At 50.8% G+C, this 19,247-nt stretch carries 20 protein-coding genes and 1 tRNA gene; 3 read left to right on the forward strand and 18 right to left on the reverse strand.

From position 1 onward, the window contains the following. Window positions 1-1,574: glycosyltransferase family 39 protein (locus KJ869_10370; GenBank protein ID MBU1577592.1), on the forward strand; the 1,574-nt coding region annotated here is incomplete at its 5' end. A gap of 125 nt (window positions 1,575-1,699) precedes the next feature. Here the strand turns inward: KJ869_10370 and mnmA are convergent. The 9 genes from mnmA to KJ869_10415 all read right to left on the reverse strand — a co-directional run bounded on the left by mnmA (window position 1,700) and on the right by KJ869_10415 (window position 11,251). After that, a complete protein-coding gene (gene mnmA / locus KJ869_10375; GenBank protein MBU1577593.1) occupies window positions 1,700-2,767 on the reverse strand; it encodes a tRNA 2-thiouridine(34) synthase MnmA in 1,068 nt (355 codons plus the stop codon). Beyond that, window positions 2,757-3,323 (reverse strand): HIT domain-containing protein, encoded by a 567-nt coding sequence (locus KJ869_10380; GenBank protein MBU1577594.1) that lies wholly within the window; start codon window positions 3,321-3,323, stop codon window positions 2,757-2,759. The genes mnmA and KJ869_10380 overlap by 11 nt, the downstream gene beginning before the upstream one ends. Further along, window positions 3,320-4,114 (reverse strand): HAD family hydrolase, encoded by a 795-nt coding sequence (locus KJ869_10385; protein ID MBU1577595.1) that lies wholly within the window; start codon window positions 4,112-4,114, stop codon window positions 3,320-3,322. The genes KJ869_10380 and KJ869_10385 overlap by 4 nt, the downstream gene beginning before the upstream one ends. Then, complete coding sequence (locus KJ869_10390; protein ID MBU1577596.1) at window positions 4,114-5,364, reverse strand: endonuclease Q family protein; 1,251 nt, start codon at window positions 5,362-5,364, stop codon at window positions 4,114-4,116. Before KJ869_10390 ends, KJ869_10385 begins: the two co-directional genes overlap by 1 nt. 1 nt (window position 5,365) lies before the next feature. After that, window positions 5,366-6,112, reverse strand: coding sequence for a methyltransferase domain-containing protein (locus KJ869_10395; GenBank protein MBU1577597.1), 747 nt, complete (start codon window positions 6,110-6,112; stop codon window positions 5,366-5,368). Window positions 6,113-6,126: 14 nt separating this feature from the next. After that, window positions 6,127-6,705 carry an indolepyruvate oxidoreductase subunit beta gene (locus tag KJ869_10400; protein ID MBU1577598.1) on the reverse strand — a complete coding sequence of 193 codons (579 nt, stop codon included), beginning with the start codon at window positions 6,703-6,705 and terminating at the stop codon, window positions 6,127-6,129. A gap of 11 nt (window positions 6,706-6,716) precedes the next feature. Further along, window positions 6,717-8,474: an indolepyruvate ferredoxin oxidoreductase subunit alpha gene (iorA, locus tag KJ869_10405; GenBank protein MBU1577599.1), complete on the reverse strand. Its 1,758-nt coding sequence runs from the start codon at window positions 8,472-8,474 to the stop codon at window positions 6,717-6,719. A gap of 78 nt (window positions 8,475-8,552) precedes the next feature. Beyond that, window positions 8,553-9,755 (reverse strand): ornithine--oxo-acid transaminase, encoded by a 1,203-nt coding sequence (gene rocD / locus KJ869_10410; protein ID MBU1577600.1) that lies wholly within the window; start codon window positions 9,753-9,755, stop codon window positions 8,553-8,555. 155 nt (window positions 9,756-9,910) lie between these two features. Then, window positions 9,911-11,251 (reverse strand): acetyl ornithine aminotransferase family protein, encoded by a 1,341-nt coding sequence (locus tag KJ869_10415; protein MBU1577601.1) that lies wholly within the window; start codon window positions 11,249-11,251, stop codon window positions 9,911-9,913. A gap of 325 nt (window positions 11,252-11,576) precedes the next feature. Here KJ869_10415 and KJ869_10420 point away from each other — a divergent pair, with 325 nt between their 5' ends. Together KJ869_10420 and KJ869_10425 are read left to right on the forward strand one after the other, a co-directional pair. Next, window positions 11,577-11,819, forward strand: a complete 243-nt coding sequence (locus tag KJ869_10420) for a GIY-YIG nuclease family protein (protein ID MBU1577602.1) — start codon at window positions 11,577-11,579, stop codon at window positions 11,817-11,819. 3 nt (window positions 11,820-11,822) lie between these two features. Beyond that, window positions 11,823-11,896: transfer RNA gene (locus KJ869_10425), tRNA-Gln, on the forward strand. A 337-nt stretch (window positions 11,897-12,233) separates the two neighbouring features. On the opposite strand, the gene KJ869_10430 is transcribed toward KJ869_10425, so the two are convergent. From KJ869_10430 to KJ869_10470, 9 genes are all read right to left on the reverse strand, one after another. Further along, window positions 12,234-12,398 (reverse strand): hypothetical protein, encoded by a 165-nt coding sequence (locus KJ869_10430; protein MBU1577603.1) that lies wholly within the window; start codon window positions 12,396-12,398, stop codon window positions 12,234-12,236. After that, window positions 12,385-12,858, reverse strand: coding sequence for an arsenate reductase ArsC (locus KJ869_10435; protein MBU1577604.1), 474 nt, complete (start codon window positions 12,856-12,858; stop codon window positions 12,385-12,387). The genes KJ869_10430 and KJ869_10435 overlap by 14 nt, the downstream gene beginning before the upstream one ends. 1 nt (window position 12,859) lies before the next feature. Further along, window positions 12,860-13,525, reverse strand: coding sequence for a phosphate signaling complex protein PhoU (phoU, locus tag KJ869_10440; protein MBU1577605.1), 666 nt, complete (start codon window positions 13,523-13,525; stop codon window positions 12,860-12,862). 33 nt (window positions 13,526-13,558) lie between these two features. Next, the gene (gene pstB, locus KJ869_10445; GenBank protein ID MBU1577606.1) at window positions 13,559-14,326 is read right to left on the reverse strand and encodes a phosphate ABC transporter ATP-binding protein; all 768 of its coding nucleotides are present in this window, start codon (window positions 14,324-14,326) and stop codon (window positions 13,559-13,561) included. Between the two features lies 1 nt (window position 14,327). Continuing rightward, entirely contained in the window at window positions 14,328-15,230 is a 903-nt protein-coding gene (pstA, locus tag KJ869_10450) for a phosphate ABC transporter permease PstA (protein ID MBU1577607.1), read from the reverse strand. Between the two features lie 18 nt (window positions 15,231-15,248). After that, window positions 15,249-16,175 (reverse strand): phosphate ABC transporter permease subunit PstC, encoded by a 927-nt coding sequence (gene pstC / locus KJ869_10455; protein ID MBU1577608.1) that lies wholly within the window; start codon window positions 16,173-16,175, stop codon window positions 15,249-15,251. A gap of 86 nt (window positions 16,176-16,261) precedes the next feature. Beyond that, entirely contained in the window at window positions 16,262-17,026 is a 765-nt protein-coding gene (locus tag KJ869_10460; protein MBU1577609.1) for a phosphate ABC transporter substrate-binding protein, read from the reverse strand. A gap of 97 nt (window positions 17,027-17,123) precedes the next feature. Further along, window positions 17,124-18,434 carry a hypothetical protein gene (locus tag KJ869_10465; protein ID MBU1577610.1) on the reverse strand — a complete coding sequence of 437 codons (1,311 nt, stop codon included), beginning with the start codon at window positions 18,432-18,434 and terminating at the stop codon, window positions 17,124-17,126. Between the two features lie 87 nt (window positions 18,435-18,521). Next, entirely contained in the window at window positions 18,522-19,232 is a 711-nt protein-coding gene (locus KJ869_10470; GenBank protein MBU1577611.1) for a PHP domain-containing protein, read from the reverse strand. Between the last annotated feature and the right edge of the window lie 15 nt (window positions 19,233-19,247).

A 19,247-nucleotide genomic window follows, 5' to 3' on the forward strand; every position in this document is an offset into this window, starting at 1 on the left:
TGCTTGTATTTATAGAACGAAATATATTACTATTGACCATGTTTTATAAAAGCAACATATATCGCACAACAAACGCCCCCTTGTATATTTTATCCTCATTTTCAGTAATTGGAGTATTTGTTATTCTTTGGCTTACTAGGTGGGGCATTGCTATCAATAACGACTCCACGGTATATATTGCTTCGGCCCTTAACTTTTCCCGTGGCATCGGTCTGAGTGAATGGGCCGCCAGCGGCCATCTGAAGCCTATGACCCATTTCCCCCCCTTATACCCGCTGCTGCTGGCTTTTACAGATAAGCTGGGGTTTGATATACTACCAGCAGCCAGATTTTTGAACGCTTTTCTTTTTGGGGCTAACATCTTTTTAGTCGGCTTGCTGTCGTTAAGGCTAACAGCATGGCGCCACGCGCCGATTGCCGCCGGTTTTTTATTTTTATTTGCCACTCACCTTTTGCTTATTCACATGACGGCCGTCTCCGAGCCTCTTTTTATTTTTCTGGCCCTGCTCGGAATACGGTCTTTTGTCGCCTATATTGACCATGGCGCATTCCCGAAATTGATCATGGCTGGTTTATTCTGGGGTCTGGCTTCGCTTTGCCGTTATATAGGGATTGCCTTTATTTTGGCTGGAATCTTATATCTTATATTCTTCACAAAAACGGTAAAAAAAATAAAAATCGTTCAGGCTTTGACAATGTTTGCCGTCTCTTTTTCCGGAATATTTTTCTGGGTATTACGAAATCTATCTTTCACCGGATCAGCAGCCGACAGATCATTCAATATTTATCAGATCAGCAATACAGCCATTCTTAAGGGCTTTCAAACCATCCTGTGGTGGTTGATGTTTGAAAGATATATGACTTCCCTAGGATATATCAGATTATTTACATTTATATTGATCTTGTTCCTTTTGTTAAAATATTGGGGCCCTCAAATAACGGTCTTATCCCGGAAACGATTATTACCGGAATTTACAAAATCATCCCTTTTTATTCTTTTATGCTTGGCTTCATACATTGCATCCCTGTTTTTCTCTATCCTTTTTTTCGATCCGGCCATCATGCTTGACTATCGGATACTTTCTCCGGTTTATATACTTTTGCTTCTGTTGTTTCCTGTGATCTTAAAACCAGTTAAATTAAATCGGGGGTTAACATCTCTCTTTGTAATTTGGGCGGTATCCGCCGCCGCCTATGGTATCTGGTGGGGATTGGACCGGACCAATTCCGTTAAATGGGATGCTTATCAGCGTTTCAACTGGCGCAAAATTGGATCGCTCACCTTGTTGGATCGCCTGCCGAATGATGCTGCTTATCTTACAAACGACCCAGAGCTTTTATATGCCTTATCAGGGAAAGTCCCAAACCTTTTGAACAGGGATAAGCTTTTTACTCTGATGAATCCTGAAGTCCCAACCCCTTTGGCCGAAAGCAGGCCGGATACTTATCTGGTCTTTTTCAAACAGAAGGTATCCAAGCCATTCTTGCCCAGCCTTGAAGATATCCGGGATATTCCCGGCCTGAATGTTATATTCGATTCCCCCCAAATATATATTTGTCGTATCAATTCATAACATTTATTTTGATTCAAGCATGACTATTGTTTTAGACTGAAAATATAACCCTATTCAAGGGAATGGTTCCCGGAGAAGAATAATCGGGAATATTCAAAGAGGTCCGGTCATTATGACCGAACCTCTTATTTTATCAATCCGCCTCCCAGAACCAGATCCCCTCGATAAAATACTGCGGACTGACCAGGGCTGATGGCCCTTTGGCTTTGTGTAAATCTTATTTGAACTGATTGCTCCCCTGTGGGCTTGATAAACGCAGGCGAACCCTTATGTTGGTTCCGAATTTTTACACCAGCCTTTATCTGACGGCTGGGAACTTTGATAAACCAGTTCACATCGGCAACATTCAGGATATTCTTATACAAAAGCTGATCGTCCCCTACGATTACCCGATTCTTTGAGGAATCAATGCCTATCACATATTGCGGTTTTCCCAATGCAATTCCCAATCCCTCCCGTTGACCTATGGTATAGTTGATTATCCCCCGGTGCTGCCCCAGAATTTTTCCATTGACATCAATTATCTCGCCACTTATGGAATTCGTGATATTATTCATATACTCACTATAATGCCCCTTGGGAATGAAGCATATTTCCTGACTTTCCGGCTTGTTCGCCGCTTCAAGATCAAGAGATACGGCCATTTTCCTGATCTGTTGTTTTTCATAATGGCCTAAAGGAAAAGCTATGGATTTTAATTGTTTCTGGCTCAGCATCCACAAAAAATATGACTGATCCTTCTGCTTATCCTTTGCTTTGGTCAAAATATATCTTCCCTGTCTTTGGCTAATCCGAGCATAATGGCCAGTCGCCAGATGGGTGCAGCCCATAGCCAGTGCTTTCTCCATCAATAGACCGAACTTGATGCTTTTATTGCAAACTACGCAGGGATTTGGCGTCCGGGCATTGGCGTATTCATTGAGAAAATTACTTATCACTCTTTCTTTAAATTCATTCCGGCAATCTATTACCCGATGCTCGATACACAGCGTTGATGCCGCCCTTTCGGCAGACTCTATTGCTTCATCGGCGCAGCAATTGGTTGACGAATGCGCTTCGGATGAAGAAAAAAGCTTCATGGTCAGTCCGATGACCCTGAAGCCCTTTTTTATCAGCAGGGCTGCTGCCACGCTGCTGTCCACCCCACCGGACATAGCCACCGCCACTTTTATATGTCTGTTATTATTTAACATCGGGCAGAGCTATTTTATCCTTCTTGTTCTTTTTCCCGTGAGTTGCCGCCCCTTTTTCCATTCTAAAATAACCATTCAGTGCTTTTTTCAACTTTTTAAAGGTATCCTCCAAAGCTTCCGAGACCACCTTGGTATCCGCCAACACCGGCATGAAATTGGTATCGCCGTTCCAGCGCGGCACCAGGTGCAGATGAACATGGTCCTCTATTCCGGCTCCCGCCACCCGGCCCAGGTTGAATCCCAGATTGTAGCCTTGCGGCTTCATCACCGCCGCCATGGCCTTCTGGCAAGCCTGGGCCAACTGCATGATCTCAAGAAGCTCCGCATCGTTCAGGGCGGTAAAATCTCCCACATGACGGTAGGGCGCAACCATCAGATGCCCGTTGTTGTAGGGAAAAATATTCATCATAACGAACGCCTTATTGCCGCGGTGCAGGATGTAATTATTCTGATCGGCTTTGCTTTTGGGTTTTTTGCAGAAAATGCAGCCTGATTGGTTTTTATCAGCGGCGCCGGTGATATATTTCATCCGCCAGGGGGCCCACAATTTTTTCATCCGGCCACCTCCTGCCCAGCCAATATTGATTCAATTGCCCGGGGAAGCTCCTCCAGGTTTTTTATGACGGCATCCGGTTCATAGCCCGACCCCTCATATGACTGATCTATCCCAGTTATCCGCAGATAGCTTTCGATATAAAGTTTTTCATAATTATCTGCCGGTTGGTAATCCATCTGGCGAAAATCCATATTCAGCCATAGGGCCCTCATCCCGGTAATTTTTGCCGGACGGACGTCATTGTCTATCCTATCCCCGACCATCAGGCACTGGTCCGGCTTTGCCCCGACCAAGTCAACGGCATGCCGGAATATTTGGGGATCCGGTTTGTGATAGCCCACCACATCGCTGATTATGATATGCTTGAAATAACCTTCCAGCCGGTGTTTCTTGAGTTCATCCATGGCCAGTGACGGCTGATTGGCAATTATCCCCAAGTTATATTTTCCATGGAGGCTTTTTAACACATCCTTGATGCCGGCCACCGGATAGTTTGAGCCCGGATAGACCTGCTGCCATTGATTGACCGCCCGGTCCACTATTTCCCGGTCGATATGCCCGGCAAATTTATCGGCGATCATCTTCCTGGGATTCATCTCCGGGGAATTGCTTTCCAGCAGCTTCTCCCTTTCCCGGAGCACCTCCTCGAATGACAGCCTGAGCCCGCCATCTTTCAATGTCAGGTAAAAATATTTCCATATCCTGGCCAAAAGGGGCAGGTCGTAAAATATCACATTCCCCACATCAAGGAACACCCATTTTTCACGGTTGCTGTTTCCCAAGACATCCATCAAAATATCTCCAGTTGTTCTTCCGGTTCATTGGTCTTATGGGGCTGGCGGCGGTCTCCGTCAAATATGCTCAACTTCCCTAATTCCCCGTCGTAACCGGGTATGATATTGACCTTTCCCTGCCGCACTCTGACGATCCCATCGGCCACTTTGTTGTTGGTCACTTCGTTCAGCTCGGACTTGGTGGCCTCCAGCAAAACGGTGAATTCGTTGCCGAAGCCTTTTACCAGCTTATGGTATTCATGTAGCACCGTTTGGGTCCCGGTTCCCAGGCCGAAGGACATGGCTATTATCTCCTCCAACGGGACCAAATGTCTGAATGGAATGGCATTGGCCGGCTTTACCCCCGACGGCCTATCGGACAACTCTTCGATCCGGTGCATTACTCCGATGGTCAGCTTTTTCCCGCAAACCGGACAAATATTATCAACTTCCCTAGCTTCTTTGGGAGTCAGGCGGCAAAGGCACTTGCGGTGGCCGTCATGGAAGTATTTTCCCTCTTCGGGGATATATTCAAGGGTGTATAAGAAACGGGAAATATCCTGTCTCTTTAAAGCCTGGCAGATGGTCTTATAATCCATGTCGCAGTCGAAAACGTTGGCCTCCCGCCCCAGTTTTGAAGGGCTGTGGGCATCGGAATTTGATATCAGGGAATGCTTATCCAAACCTGTCAGCCGCCAGTTCATGAAAGGGTCGGAGGAAAGCCCCGTCTCCAGCACATGGATGTTCTCGGTCTGATCCTCGTAGCATTCCTCCAGACTGTCAAAACCGAAATTTGCCCCAAACAGCGAGTAATGCGGAGTCCAGATATGGGCCGGGATCATCAGGCAATCTGGGGAGATGCCCATCACCAATTCCACTAAACGGGAGGCATACAGATTGACTATGGGCCGTCCGTCCATGGACAGGTCGGCATGGCGCTTAAGCTGGCGGTTGATCTGCTCCACCACTTCGAATGACGGGGCGAAGATCATGTTGTGTATTTTGCGGCTCTTTCCGTTCTTGGTAAATATGTTGCATACCTCGGCGGTCAGCATGAAGTCAACCCCCCGATAATGGTAGATGCCGTTATCCCTGGATTCCAGTTTGAATTTCAATTCCTTGAGCCAGTCGGGATGGGTGAAATCGCCGCTGCCCAAAAGCCCCAGACCCTTATATTGGGCCCATTCGGTTATGTGTTCCAGGTCCATATCCGGGCTAGTGGCCCGGCTGTACTTGGAATGGATATGAAGGTCGGCGATGAAACGCATATTATTTCTTATAGGCGATTATGGTGGCTCGGACGGTGTTGGGGTGGGGTGGCTCCAGGGTCAAATGCCTGAATATCTCTATTTTCCCAAAACCTGCTTTTTTAAGCATTGACTTCACATCATCCAAGGGAAAAGCCTTCTCTTGGTGGAATTCGTCTATCCTCTTATAGCCCTTTCCCCGTGGGATGAACAATGTCAGGGATAAATTGGCATAATGGCTTACGAAGTCGTAGCTGTTCCGCCAAATGGAGAGCATTCCTTCGGCCTCTTTCACCTCCAGCCGCTGATCCCAATATTTGGTGAGGGCAAAAATGGTGTTAACATCAAATATGAATACCCCTGGCCCGGACAAGGCCCCCTGGGCACATTTGCAGGCGCTAAGGAAATCTTCCTCTTTAAGCAGGTAATTCATGCTGTCGAAAAGGCAGGTAATTATTGAATACTTCTCTTTGGTGGGGAAATTCCGAATATCGCCTGGGTGGAATTTTATTTTAACTCCGGATTTTTTTGCCTTGGCCTGGGCGACACTCAGCATCCCTTGGGATAAATCCATCCCGCGTACCTTATATCCCGCTTTGGCAAAGAATAGGGACGATGTCCCGGTGCCGCAGGCCATGTCCAGCAGGGCGCTGCCTTTGGATATACCCGCCCGCTGAATCAAATGTATTATATAATCTGCCCACTCCTGATAATCCACATCCTGCATCAGCAGGTCATAATAGGAAGATATATCGGTAAAAGGTTTCACGATTTTCTTCTATATTACTGCTGGCTATAGCCCAACTCAAAAGCCTTTTTGTTCAGTTCCACCGTCTTCGCCGGGACCCTCCGGGAGATGACCTCGTGCCATTTATCGGGAGCCAGCTCCAGTTTTTTGGCCAGAGCCCCCAAAAGAACCGTATTGACCGCCTTGGCGCTCCCGGCCTTTTCGGCCAGTTCCATGCCGGGGCACAGCACCACGTTCTTTACCTGCTGTTTTATCTTTTCGACAATGTCGATCGGATATTCCGCCTGTCCGGTGGCTACCGACATGGGTATTATCTGCTGCTGGTTGATGATCAGGCAGCCCTCGGTTTTCAGGAACTGCAGGTATCGAGCGGTCTCCATCTCCTCGAAAGATAAAATGACATCGGCCTCACCTTCTCTGATCAGCGGGGAGTTGACCTTCTGGCCGAATCGGACATGGCTGACCACGCTGCCGCCCCGCTGGGCCATGCCGTGGACCTCGCTCTTCTTAGCGTCAAACCCACTGGCAATGGCGGTCTCGGCGATGATGTCCCCGGCCAGCAGCACCCCCTGTCCGCCCACGCCGCAGATTAGTATATTTACAGTTTTCATCATTGCTCCTTTCGTTATTTGTGACCAATGGCCTGCTTGGGGCACAGTGAAGCACAAACCTCGCAGCCTATGCAGAACATGGGATCTATCCGTGATTTTTTCTTGGCCTTGTCAAATGATATCGCCGGGCAGCCCAGTTTCAGGCAGATCTTGCAGCCGATGCATTTGTCTTCGTCTACTTTTAAGGCCGGCTTGAATTTCTTCTCTATCAAAATGCAGGGCGATTTGGCAATGATCACCGAGACCCCGGGATTGTTGATTGCTTCTTTGATGGCCGCTTCGGTCTGCTTCAGGTTCAGGGGATCTATCATTTGGACATGCTTCACTCCGCAAGACCTGACCAGCGGCTCCAGTTCGACTATCGGCGCATCCTGTCCCTGCAGGGTTTTGCCGGTGCCGGGATTCTCCTGGTGTCCGGTCATGGCGGTGATCCGGTTGTCCAGAATGATCACCGTGCCTTTAGAATTGTTATAGACCATGTCCACCAGCCCGGTGATGCCGGAATGGAAAAAGGTGGAATCGCCGATCACTGCCACCGTCTTTTTGGCCATCTCCGGCCCCAGGGCTTTTTCCAGCCCCATGGCTGCGGTAACGCTGCCGCCCATGCAGATCACGGTGTCCATGGCATTCAGCGGATCCATCATGCCCAGGGTGTAGCAGCCGATGTCCCCTGTGACCGTCAATTTGAGCCTATTTAGCGCATAAAAGACTCCGCGATGCGGGCATCCCGGGCACAGCACCGGAGGACGGGCCGGCAGTTCCAGCGGTTTGTAAGGAGATTCTTTCTGCAGGCCGAAGGCCCTGGCCAGCACTGTGGGATCCAGCTCGCCGACGATGGGTATTTTTGCCTTTCCGGTGATCTCCTTTTCATAGGCGCAGCTGCCGGAGACCTTATACCCCAGGGCTTTAATCTGTTCCTCCATGAAAGTGTCGTTCTCTTCGATAACATATATCTCGTCGACCGAGTTGATGAAGTCGGAGATTTTTTTTGCCGGCAGGGGAAAAGTCAATGCCAGCTTTAAATATGAGGCACTGGGGAAAACATCCTTGGCATACTGGTAGGAAATGCCGCTGGTGATGATCCCCAAATTCTTGTCCCCTTTTTCCACCCGGTTATAGGAAAAGCTTTCGCCGTATTCGGCCAGCTTCTTTAGGCGCTCCTCCACCTTGACATGCATCTTTCGGGCATGGGCCGGAATGGTGATGTTCTTGGCGATGTTCTTGACATAGCCGGTGGGTTTATGCTCCTTCCTTTCGCCCGCTTCCACCACTCCCTTGGAGTGGGAGATGCGGGTGGTCAGCCGCAACAACACCGGAGTATCGAATTTCTCGGAAAAGTCGAAAGCCAATTTGGTCATCTCCAGACATTCCTGGCTGTCCGACGGTTCCAGGCAGGGGATCTTGGCCATCTTGGCGTAATAGCGATTGTCCTGCTCGTTCTGCGACGAATGCATGCCGGGGTCATCGGCACTTACCACCACGAACCCGCCCTTGGCACCGATATAGGCCATGGAGAACAGCGGATCGGCGGCCACGTTCAATCCCACATGTTTCATACAGGTCAGGGCCCGGGCTCCGGCAAAGGAGGCCCCAGCCGCCACTTCTAGCCCCACCTTTTCGTTGGTAGCCAGCTCGGCATATATCTCCTTGTATTTTCCCAGGTTTTCCAGGATCTCGGTGGATGGCGTGCCGGGATAGGCCGACACCACATTGACCCCTGCCTCCCAAGCGCCCCTGGCCACCGCCTCGTTTCCCGATAGGAACATTTTCATAAAAATCTCCGCAATGCTAAATAAGTTTTATGTGCTTTAATCACGCAGTCCAGGCAGTAGCCTGGGCTGCACTGGATATCAGCCATCCAGGGCCTTGGCGATCAGTTTAACGGCCCAGTCCACTTCCTTTTTGGTTATCACCAGCGGTGGTGCAAAGCGGATGGTCTGCTCGTGGGTATCCTTGGCCAGCATTCCCATCTCCTTCATTTTCAGACAATAGGGCCGGGCTTTCCCGGCCGAGATATGCAATTCCATACCGGTCAGCAGTCCCTTGCCCCTGATGTCCTTGATCTTTTTAGTTTTGATCTTGCCTAGCTGGGAACGGAAATAATCGCCCAATTGCTGTGATTTTACATCTAATTTCTCTTTGGCCAGAACATCCAGGGCCGCGGAGCCGACGGCGCAGGCCAGAGGATTGCCCCCGAAGGTGCTGCCGTGCTGGCCGGGCTTGATGACCTTCATGATGTTCCATGAGCTAAGAATAGCGGAGACCGGATACACTCCCCCACCCAGGGCCTTGCCGACGACCATGATATCCGGCTTGGCATTGTCGTGTTGCCAGCAGAACCACTTTCCGGTGCGGCAGAAGCCGGTCTGTACCTCGTCGGCTATGAACAGGACATTATGCTTCTTACATATCTGTTTGACCTTGGTCAGATACCCCTTGGCCGGAACCTTGACCCCGGCCTCTCCCTGAATAGGCTCCACCATAAATCCCACGGTGTTTTTGGTTATGGCCCTCTCCAGCGCCTTGGTATCATTGTAGGGAATGATTTTGAACCCCGGCATGGCCGGTCCGAATCCGCTGTAGGCGTCGGGATCGGTGGAGAAACTCACGATGGTGGAGGTGCGTCCGTGAAAATTCTCGGCGCAGACGATGATCTCGGCCTTGTTCTTGGGCACCCGCTTGACCTCATAGCCCCACTTACGGGCCAGCTTGATGGCCGTCTCCACCGCCTCGGCTCCGGTATTCATCGGCAGGGCAACCTCCATCTGCGATACTTTGCAAAGCTTCTGCAGGAAGGGTCCCAACTTGTCATTATGAAAAGCCCGGCTGGTAAGGGTTACTCTTTCCAGCTGATCCTTCAGGGCTTTCAGCACTGCCGGATGGCGGTGCCCCTGGTTGACCGCCGAATAGGCCGAAAGCATGTCCAGGTATTTTTTGCCCTCCACATCCCACATCCAGATGCCCTTGGCTTTGGATATCACCACCGGCAGGGGATGATAATTATGGGCCCCGTATTTCTCGGTGATCCTGATCAGCTCTTTGCTGCTGGCCATTTCTCTCTCCTATAATAGATGTTTTAATTTAATATTGTTTGATCTTTATAATAGCCCAACACCCCGGCGACGCTCAGATTAGAACGAAGGGCAGAGTCCATCTATATTATAACGGCACTCTGCCCCCGAGGGTGGGTAATTTATTGTATCGGCCGTTATTTCTTCTTAGCGACCTTTTTCAGCACCTGATCCAGGATATCCAGGCCCACCTTGGCCTCTTCCTTGGTGATGATCAGCGGCGGGCAGATCCTGAGGGTGTTGGTGCCGCAGCCCAGCATCAGCAGGCCGCGCTTGAATGCCTCCTGGACGACCGCTTCCATCAGGTCGTGGTCCTTCTCGCGGGTCTTGCGGTCCTTGACCAGCTCCACCCCGATCATCAGCCCCTTGCCGCGGATGTCGCCGATGGCCGGATGCTTCTTCTGCATCTTCTTCAGCTCGGCCATTATATAGTTGCCTACCACGGTCGAATTCTTCATCAGGTCTTTCTTGACCAAATCGTAGGTGGCGATACCAGCCGCGCAGCACACCGGGTTTCCGCTGAAGGTATTGCCGTGGGCGCCTGGTTTCCAGCTCATGACCTTGGATGACGCTATGATGGCGCCCATCGGCATGCCCGAGGCCAGGCCCTTGGCCATGGTTATGATGTCGGGTTTCACCCCGAAATGATCTATGCCGAACCACTTGCCGGTCCGGCCCATGCCGGCCTGGATCTCATCGGAGATTAGCAGCATGCCGTGCTTGTCGGCTAGCTTGCGCAGGGCCACCACCGCCTCCTTGGGGGGCACCACATATCCGCCCTCGCCCTGGATGGGCTCGAACACTATGGCCGCCACCTCCTCCGGCGGCAGGATGGTCTTCAGGACCACCTCTTCGATGTATTTGATGCATTCCAGTTTGCAACCGGGATAGGTTTTATTGAAGACGCAATGATAACAGTTGGGATACGGAACATGGGTCACTCCCGGCATAGTGGGAAAGAACCCCTTTTTCTGGGTGGTTTTGGAGCCGGTACAGGATACCGCCCCCAGGGTTCGGCCGTGGAAGGCCCCGATAAAAGCTATGAACTGGGGACGTTTGGTGTAATATCTAGCCAATTTCAAAGCCCCTTCGACCGCCTCGGCCCCGGAGTTGCAGAAGAAAACCCGGTTGTCCTTGCCGGTGGGGGAGATGGCCTTTAGCCGCTCGGCCAACTCAACCTCCGGGGCATAGTAGAAATCGGTGCCTGAATAGTGAAGGAATTTATTGGCCTGTTCGGTAATGGCCTTTACCACCTGGGGGTGACAGTGTCCGGTGGCGTTCACCGCAATACCGGCGCAGAAGTCCAACAGCACGTTGCCATCCACATCGGTCATCCAGACCCCCTGGGCCTTTTCGATGACCGCCGGATAGGAGCGGGTGTACGAAGGAGACAATGATTTATGGTCGCGTTCCACGATGGCCCTGGCCTTGGGCCCGGGGAAGGCGCCCCTTAAGATCGGTTTTTTCAATACTTTCATGGCAAAATCCCTTCTATATGATATTGTAAATTTACTCACTAAAGCATTATATTCTAACAGAATTACCGGTTAGTGTCAACCCACCAAATTTAACATCCGGAGGTTGTTGTTCTTAATTTTCCCAATTGACAAGAACCTTGATTTGATATATAATTACATCTCTTGATTATTCATACACTAGGGGATCGTCCAACGGTAGGACATTAAGGCTTGAGGACCATGGTATCGGGGTTCTCCGCCTGATGTTCGGCAGGAAAGCCCGGCGGCGGCGGACCCGCCGCACTAAATGGTTTTTATTATCACCGAGGCGGGGAATCCCCACCCTATGCCATATTACGTATATATAATAAAAAGCATTAGCAAGGGCATTCAGTATGTTGGCTCTACTTCTGATGTGCACAAGAGTGTGGCCGACCATAACGCCGGACGAAGTAGTTTTACCAAGGGACATCGCCCCTGGATGTTAATGCACCAAGAATCATTTACAACTAAGGCCGAAGCCTTGCAAAGAGAAAGATATTTAAAATCAGGCAAAGGCCGGGAAATACTCAAGAAAACAATTAAATAGCACTGGGGGATCGTCCAACGGCAGGACACATGGCTCTGGACCATGGTATCGGGGTTCGAATCCCTGTCCCCCAGCCATAAAAAAGACTGCGGCTAAAACCGCAGTCTTTTTGCTTTGCACTAAAAGAACCCCGATACCATTTTATAATGGTGGGGTTCTCCGCCTGTCGAATAATTAAAGAAGCTTAGCGGCGGCGGATCCACCGCATATTATCCCTAATAACATTACTTAGGCGGAGAATCCCTGTCCCCCAGCCATGACTTTTACAAAGCAAGACATTTTAATAAGTTGCCTTGCTTTTTTTATTGTATTTATGCTGTTGGCGAACCAGTAAAATAATTAAGCCCAAAGGCACTACGCCAATGGGCTTTCTCGTTAGAAGGCACATAGTAGACCAGGTTAGAAGGTTTAAACCTAGTCGGAAACCATTTTATCGCAGATATCTATTACCACCTCTGCCTTTTTCAGCAGGCTTTTGCGAGCTGTTTCATCTTTTTCCAATATTGCCAGCTTCTGTTCATCCTTAAAGCCGTCTGTCTCCAGCTCCAGTAATTTGAAAATTATTTCACGCGCTTTCATTTTGGATTCCTCCCTTTTCACGATGGTTTGGTTTATTGACCGGTTTGATGAAATCACCTACGGCTTTTTTTATGCTGTCCCTGACCTCAACGGTCTTTTTCAATTTTTCCTGATCACTCCCGGTAAATGACGAAGGATCCGGAAAGCTCCAGTGCAGCCTCCGGGCTATACCGGGAAAGACCGGGCATTTATCTTCTTCTTTGATATCACACACTGTTATTACAAAATTATACAGTTCCCCCTTAAGGTATAGATCAAAAACGCTTTGTGATTTTTTCTCTGATATATCTATTCCCATTTCGGCCATGGCCCTTACAGCATAGGGATTCAGTTCCCCCGGTTCCAAACCGGCGCTCTCGGCCTGAAATCTGTTACCGGCCAGGTGGTTTAATAAGGCCTCGGCCATCTGGCTGCGGGCCGCATTATGGCGGCAGATGAACAGGACTTTTATCTTTTCCATTTTATTTTTCCTGATGGTGTTTTATGACTTTGGCCTCGGAAATATAAATAACCTCTTCACTGATGTTAGTTGATAGGTCGGCTATCCGCTCCAAATTGCGGCTGATCAATATCAGACCCATGGCCCGGCTGATCGCTTCCGGCTTTTCGTACATATAGGTCATCAATTCCCTTAATGTTTGATCCTTCAGCTGGTCCACCTGGCTGTCAGTAGCGCATACCTGACGGGCCTTTTCTGCATCCTCATGGACAAAGCTATCCAAACTGTCCTTTAGCATCGAGGTAGCCAAATGGGCCATCCTGGGGATATCTATCAGCGGCTTCAAGGGAGGCTCCTGCCCCAGCTTCAGCGTGCATTGGGCGATATTCACCCCATGGTCGCCGATGCGCTCGATATCGCTGTTAATTTTGATGATACCGACAAGAAGCCGCAGATCCTTGGCGGCCGGCTGGTGACGAGCGATCAACGAAATGGCCTCGTTCTCTATCTCTATCTCCAATTTGTCGATCTCCTGGTCCGAGGCCATGATCTGTTCTGCTTTGACCAGATCCCTTTGCAAAAGCGATTCCACCGCCTGGCTGATGATATGCTCGGCCTTGGAAGCCATCAAAAGCAGTTTTTCCTTTATCTGTTCCAGCTCACGGTCGATGTGCCTGGATTGTTCCATAATGCCCCTCCTTTTTCTTTTATTTATTGAATATCATCCGAATCTTCCGGTGATATATTCTTCGGTCAGCTTACTACCGGGATTGGTCATTATCTTCTCTGTAGGGCCGAATTCCACCAGTTTGCCCAGCATCAAAAAGGCGGTGAAATCGGACACCCTGGCGGCCTGTTGCATGTTATGGGTGACGATGACGATGGTATATTTTTCTTTGAGGCGGAATATAAGTTCTTCGATCTTGGCGGTCGCAATAGGGTCCAGGGCCGAGGCCGGCTCATCCATCAGGATGACCTCCGGCTCAACCGCCAAGGCGCGGGCTATGCATATCCGTTGTTGCTGTCCGCCGGAAAGCTCCATGGCCGAACGGTGCAACCGGTCCTTTACCTCGTCCCAGATGGCAGCCTCCTTTAATGATCGCTCTACCACTTCTTCCAATTTTTGCTTGGCCGGTACGTTATCGCCCATTCTCACCCCGAAGGCCACATTCTCGAAAATGGATTTAGGGAACGGGTTGGGGCGCTGAAACACCATGCCCACCTTCCGTCTCAGCTCCACCACGTCTATATCCTGTTGATAAATGTCCTCCCCATCCAGCAGGACCTGCCCCTCTACCGTCACGCCGTCAATCATTTCGTTCATTCGGTTTATTGACCGCAATAGGGTCGACTTTCCGCAGCCCGAGGGCCCGATGATGGCGGTAACCTTTTTCTCGGGGATCATCATCGAGATGTCCTCCAGGGCCTTGGTGCGGTGATAGTAAAGATTGAAATCCTTTATGTCCAAACGGTTGATTCCGGTCTGCATATTATCTTCCCTTTCTAAGCTGGCTTCTGGTGCGGGATCTTATGATTATGGCAATGATATTGAGCGAAAAGGTAAGGGCCAATAGTACCAGAGTGGCTCCCATGGCTATCGGCATCGTGGCGTCAATATCCGGCGATTGGGTGGTCATCACAAAGATGTGGTAACCCAGGGTCATGAATTGGTCGGTGGGCAGCTTGGGCAGGTACGGCAGGTAATATGCCGCTCCGGTGAACATAATTGGAGCCACCTCTCCGGCTCCCCGGCTGATGACCAGCACTACTCCGGTCAGGATACCTGGAATGGCCTGGGGAAGCACCACATGCCTTATCGATTGCCACTTGGTGGCACCCAGGGCCAAGGCTCCGGCCCGTTCCGCCTGGGGAATGGCCCGTAAAGCCTCTTCGGTGGCCACTATTATCATCGGCAGGTTCATCAGGGCCAGGGTCAGCGAGGCCCAAAGTATACAGGGCTGTCCGAACAGGCCGGTCTGTCCCAGCGAGCGATCAAGCCCCCCTCCGATGAACTGGATGAAGAAACCCAGCCCGAACAGACCGAAGACGATGGAGGGCACGCCGGCCAGGTTGTTGACCGCCCCCCGGATCAACTTGGTCAGAATGAAACCGGGCCGGGCATACTCATGCAAATAGACTGCAGTGGCCACGCCGATCGGCACCACCGCGATCAGCATCAGGAGCAGGGAGAACACCATTCCGAATATGGCCGGAAATATCCCGCCCTTGGTCATGCCTTCGGTGGGCGCTTGGGTTAAAAATTCCCAACTAATGCTTTTATACCCGCCGATAATAACCGTGCCCAGTATGATCACCAGAATGGCCAGGATCAGCAGCACCGCCGATCCGGTCAGGCCAATTTTGAGTTTATCTTTGATATTTCTTAGGTTCATTTTATTTGTCATATATATCTACTTCTTGGCCCCGTAAAGTTTGCTCATCAGGCCGTCGAACAGTGCCCAAGAGGTCATGTTGATCACAAAAGTGACCAGGAACAGGACCAACCCGATGAAGAACAGGGCGTGGTAGTGCCCGCTGCCGAAAACCACCTCTCCCAGCTCGGCCGCAATGGTGGCAGTCATGGTCCGGGTGGAATTAAGGGGGTTGAATGAGAATAGCGGTGCATTCCCGGCCGCCATCAGCACCACCATGGTCTCGCCCACCGCCCGGCCCATGCCGAACAATACCGCTGCCGACACCCCGGGCAGGGCAGCCGGCAGAACCACTTTTACGGCCGTCTGCCAAGGAGAGGCTCCCAGCCCCAGGGCCGCCTCTCGGAACGATCTGGGTACTGCATTGATGGCATCCTCGGCCAGTGAATAGATGGACGGAATGACGGCAAAGCCTAAAGCGATCCCGGCATTGACCGCATTGAGCCGGATCTCCCAGCCGAATATGTTTTTCAAAAAGGAGGCCATCACCATCAGAGCAAAAAAGCCCAGCACTACCGAAGGGATCCCGGCCAGCAGCTCCACTGCCGGCTTGATGAATTCCTTTAAGCGGCGTCCGGCGAACTCCGAGCTATAAAGAGCAGCGCTGATCGCCACCGGAACGGCGAATAACAATGCGATCAGGGTCACCTTTAAGCTGCCCAGAATTATCGGCCACAGAGAGAACCGGGGATTATCCGACACCGGTCGCCAATCGATCCCTTTGAAAAATTGTCCAAAGGTAATCTCCTGCCGCACCTCGCCATTGAAGAATATGGGCAACGATTCCCGCATGATGAATATGAATATCAGGAACACCACCACGATGGCGAAGGTGGCGGTGATCTTTATGTTACCCTCTATCAGAGATTCTCCGAGGTATTTGAATCTCCTTTTCTTAAGACTCATGTTCTTGGTTCCTTTGATAACGGGAAATCCAAGGGGTCTGTTTTAGCCTAAAAACCCCCTGGATCTTGCCCGAAATTCAAAATTATTTATTTTACGGTAAAGTATCCTACCTTTTGCACCACTTCCTGGCCCTCGGGAGAAAGCACCCAATCGACAATCTTCTTGATCTCACCGCTGGGCTTGCCCTGCAGGTACCAGTAAAGATTCCTAGCCAGGGGATACTGGCCGCTCTTGACGGTTTCGGTGTTAGGCTTGAAAGACCCCTTGGCTGTCTTTATGGCCAATTCCTTAACCCCCTTGGCGTAGGCTGCGCCGCCGTATCCGATCCCGAACTTATCCTTTGCCACGGCGTTGACCACAGCCGCGGTGCCCGGCAGAGACTGCATGCTGGATGTATAGTCGGCGTTATTCATGGCCTTTTCCCGGAAGAACACATAGGTGCCGGAGCTGTTCTCACGGCCGTAGACGATGATCTTGGCATCCGGCCCGCCTACCTGCGACCAGTTGGTGGTCTTGCCGGTGTAGATACCGCTGATCTGGTCCAGGGTCAGTTCATTAACCGGGTTGTTCTCGTTGATATACAATGTCACCCCGTCCTTGGCCACTGCAATTTCGTAACCGCTGCTGAAATAACGGTCGCGCAGTTTCTTCTTTTCGGAATCTTTCATGCTGCGGGAGGCCTGGCAGATGTCGGTGGAGCCGTTGATCAGCGCCGCAATGCCCACACCCGAACCGCCTCCGGTGACCTGAAGGACCACCCCCGGGTTCTTCTGCATGTACAGTTCGGCCCATCTCTGGCCCAGCATCAACAGGGTATCGGAGCCCTTGAGGGTGATGGCTTTCCCGGCCATGACAAAAGTACAGGTAAGGATGACCACCAGCGCCAGTGACGCCCAAAATACTATGGTCTTGAATTTCATCTAAATATCTCCTTTAATTAAATATTGCTTAGAATTTGATCTGCATCTGCATGGTGATTTTGTCATCCTGGTAGGTGTTGTACTTGGGATGCAGTCCCAGGGCCATGTCGGTATGATATAGGGTGCGGTCCAAAGCCAGGGTCAGCCGGACGGCATCGTCCCACCAGTAGTTCACCGCCGCCGAGAGGTTGGAGGTCTGGTCAAAGGTGAGGTCGTTGGCGGTGCAGACATACTTGGTGGTGTCGGAGGAGGTATTGGGATCATAGCTGTCGACCCTCAATGCCACGCCCAGTTTATTGCCGATGTTCTGGACCAGCATGGCGTAATATCCCAGAACTTCCTTTGTCTGGGAGACGCCCTTGATGGCCTCGGCCAACACTGCCGTGCCTCCAATGGGCAGGAACTGGTTGTACAGCTCGAAGGAGCCGCCCATCCGGTTCTTGTAGAAGTTATCCGAGGCGGCCGAGGTCTTTTCGAATCCCTCGTAATAGGAGCCGGTCAGGGCCACCATGCCGAAATCGTACTTGACCCGGCCGATGAAATCCTTGGGCTTGGTGGGATCGTTCCAGGTAAAGACCGAGTTGTCTATGCCATAGCCATTGTAGACGCCCAGATCAACGCTCATGTTCTTGATAGGAGCAAAATTGAGTTTGACCCCGCGGTCCCGCTCGCCCTTGAACAGCTTGTTGGACATGACGCTTCTCTCAGGCACCTCGCGCACCGAGGAGGACCTTTCGATCTCCACCCCGAACGGCCAGTTCATCTGGCCCATGGTCAGACTGAAGCCCATAGGAGACCAGGGCTCTTTTAGAGTGATCCAGGCTTCTTTGAGAGAAACCGTATTCTTGGAAAAGTCGGGATAGATGCAATACTGCGAAGTGGATGTTGGAGTATAGACGAATTTTATCCGGCCGCGGCGAACGTAGAACCAGCTGGAATCGGCCCCTTTATCCAGCGAATTAGCGGCGCTATCGATCTTGTCGTGGTTGATATACTCGAACCGGGTCTGGATATAGCCGGATATTTTGAGTTTCTTAAGTCCGCCGATATCGCTTTCGGCGGTCAGCATTCTCTCCTCCATTCCGGCCAGCTTGTCGTGGGCAGCCGAGACCTTTTCCTCGACAGCCTGAACCGGGGTTTGTTCCTGTTTGTTAAGTTGATCCTTGGCGGCATTTAATTCCTGGCCCAGCAAATTTACCTGCGATGTCAGGGCCTCCATTTTCTGCTGAAGGTTTACTACTGCAGTGTCTGGCTTCGCGGTTCTCGATCTCTGGGCAAATGCTGTCTGGCAGACCATCACTATTGCCAGACTGGTTACAATTACCTTTACCTTGCTCATTTCTACTCCTTGTGTTTATTTAATTTTGATTTTTGCAATTATACATTTCGGGCGTTACGAATAAATTGCGTCAAAATTAAAAATGTGTTAACTTGCCGCCATCTGATCGATCGCCCCTCCTTTAGGTCCGTACAGGGCCATTTTGCCCCACAGGTATTTCATAAGAAAGTCCCATAATGCCTTGCCGGCCGATCTGCCGCTTTTGGCCTGCACCGCCTTGTTCCTGATGGCTGAATACAGCATGGCTGATCCTCTTCCCGGGAAAACCGTATATCCCTGGCCGATGGCTTCCGGAGTGTGAGCATCGGAACCTCCCACACCTGCCAGCCTGAGCTTGGTGTTGAGTTTTTGCGTGAAGGCATTGCTAAAACCTTCAGTGGGGGAGCCGTTAACCGTCTCTATGGCGTCAAACTGTAGGCTTTCCACCAGAGATCCCACCCCGCCGCACTTGAACAGCTTAAGCCATACTGAAAAGGGATGAACCGCCACCGCCAGGCCTCCTTGCCGGTGTATCTCATCTACCGTGGCCTCGGCGGTTAATAGCGGCCGGATCCTGTCTTTTAAAAACAGGCCCACCACATGGCCGTCCGAAGTGGTTATTTCCTCCCCTATTATCACGTCAATATTAAGCCCCCATCTTCCCGCCAGCTCTTGGGCTTTAACGGCTCCCTCTATTTCGTTATGATCGGTAATAGCAATAGTACCCAACCCTGCGGAGATTGACTTTCGCAGCACCTCTTCAACGGTTCCTGAGCCATCCGAATAGACTGTATGGATATGTAAATCTGCTTTGCCCATATACTCTTTTTTAAA

The organism is Candidatus Edwardsbacteria bacterium, from assembly GCA_018821925.1.
In the GTDB taxonomy this organism is placed as follows: domain Bacteria; phylum Edwardsbacteria; class AC1; order AC1; family EtOH8; genus UBA2226.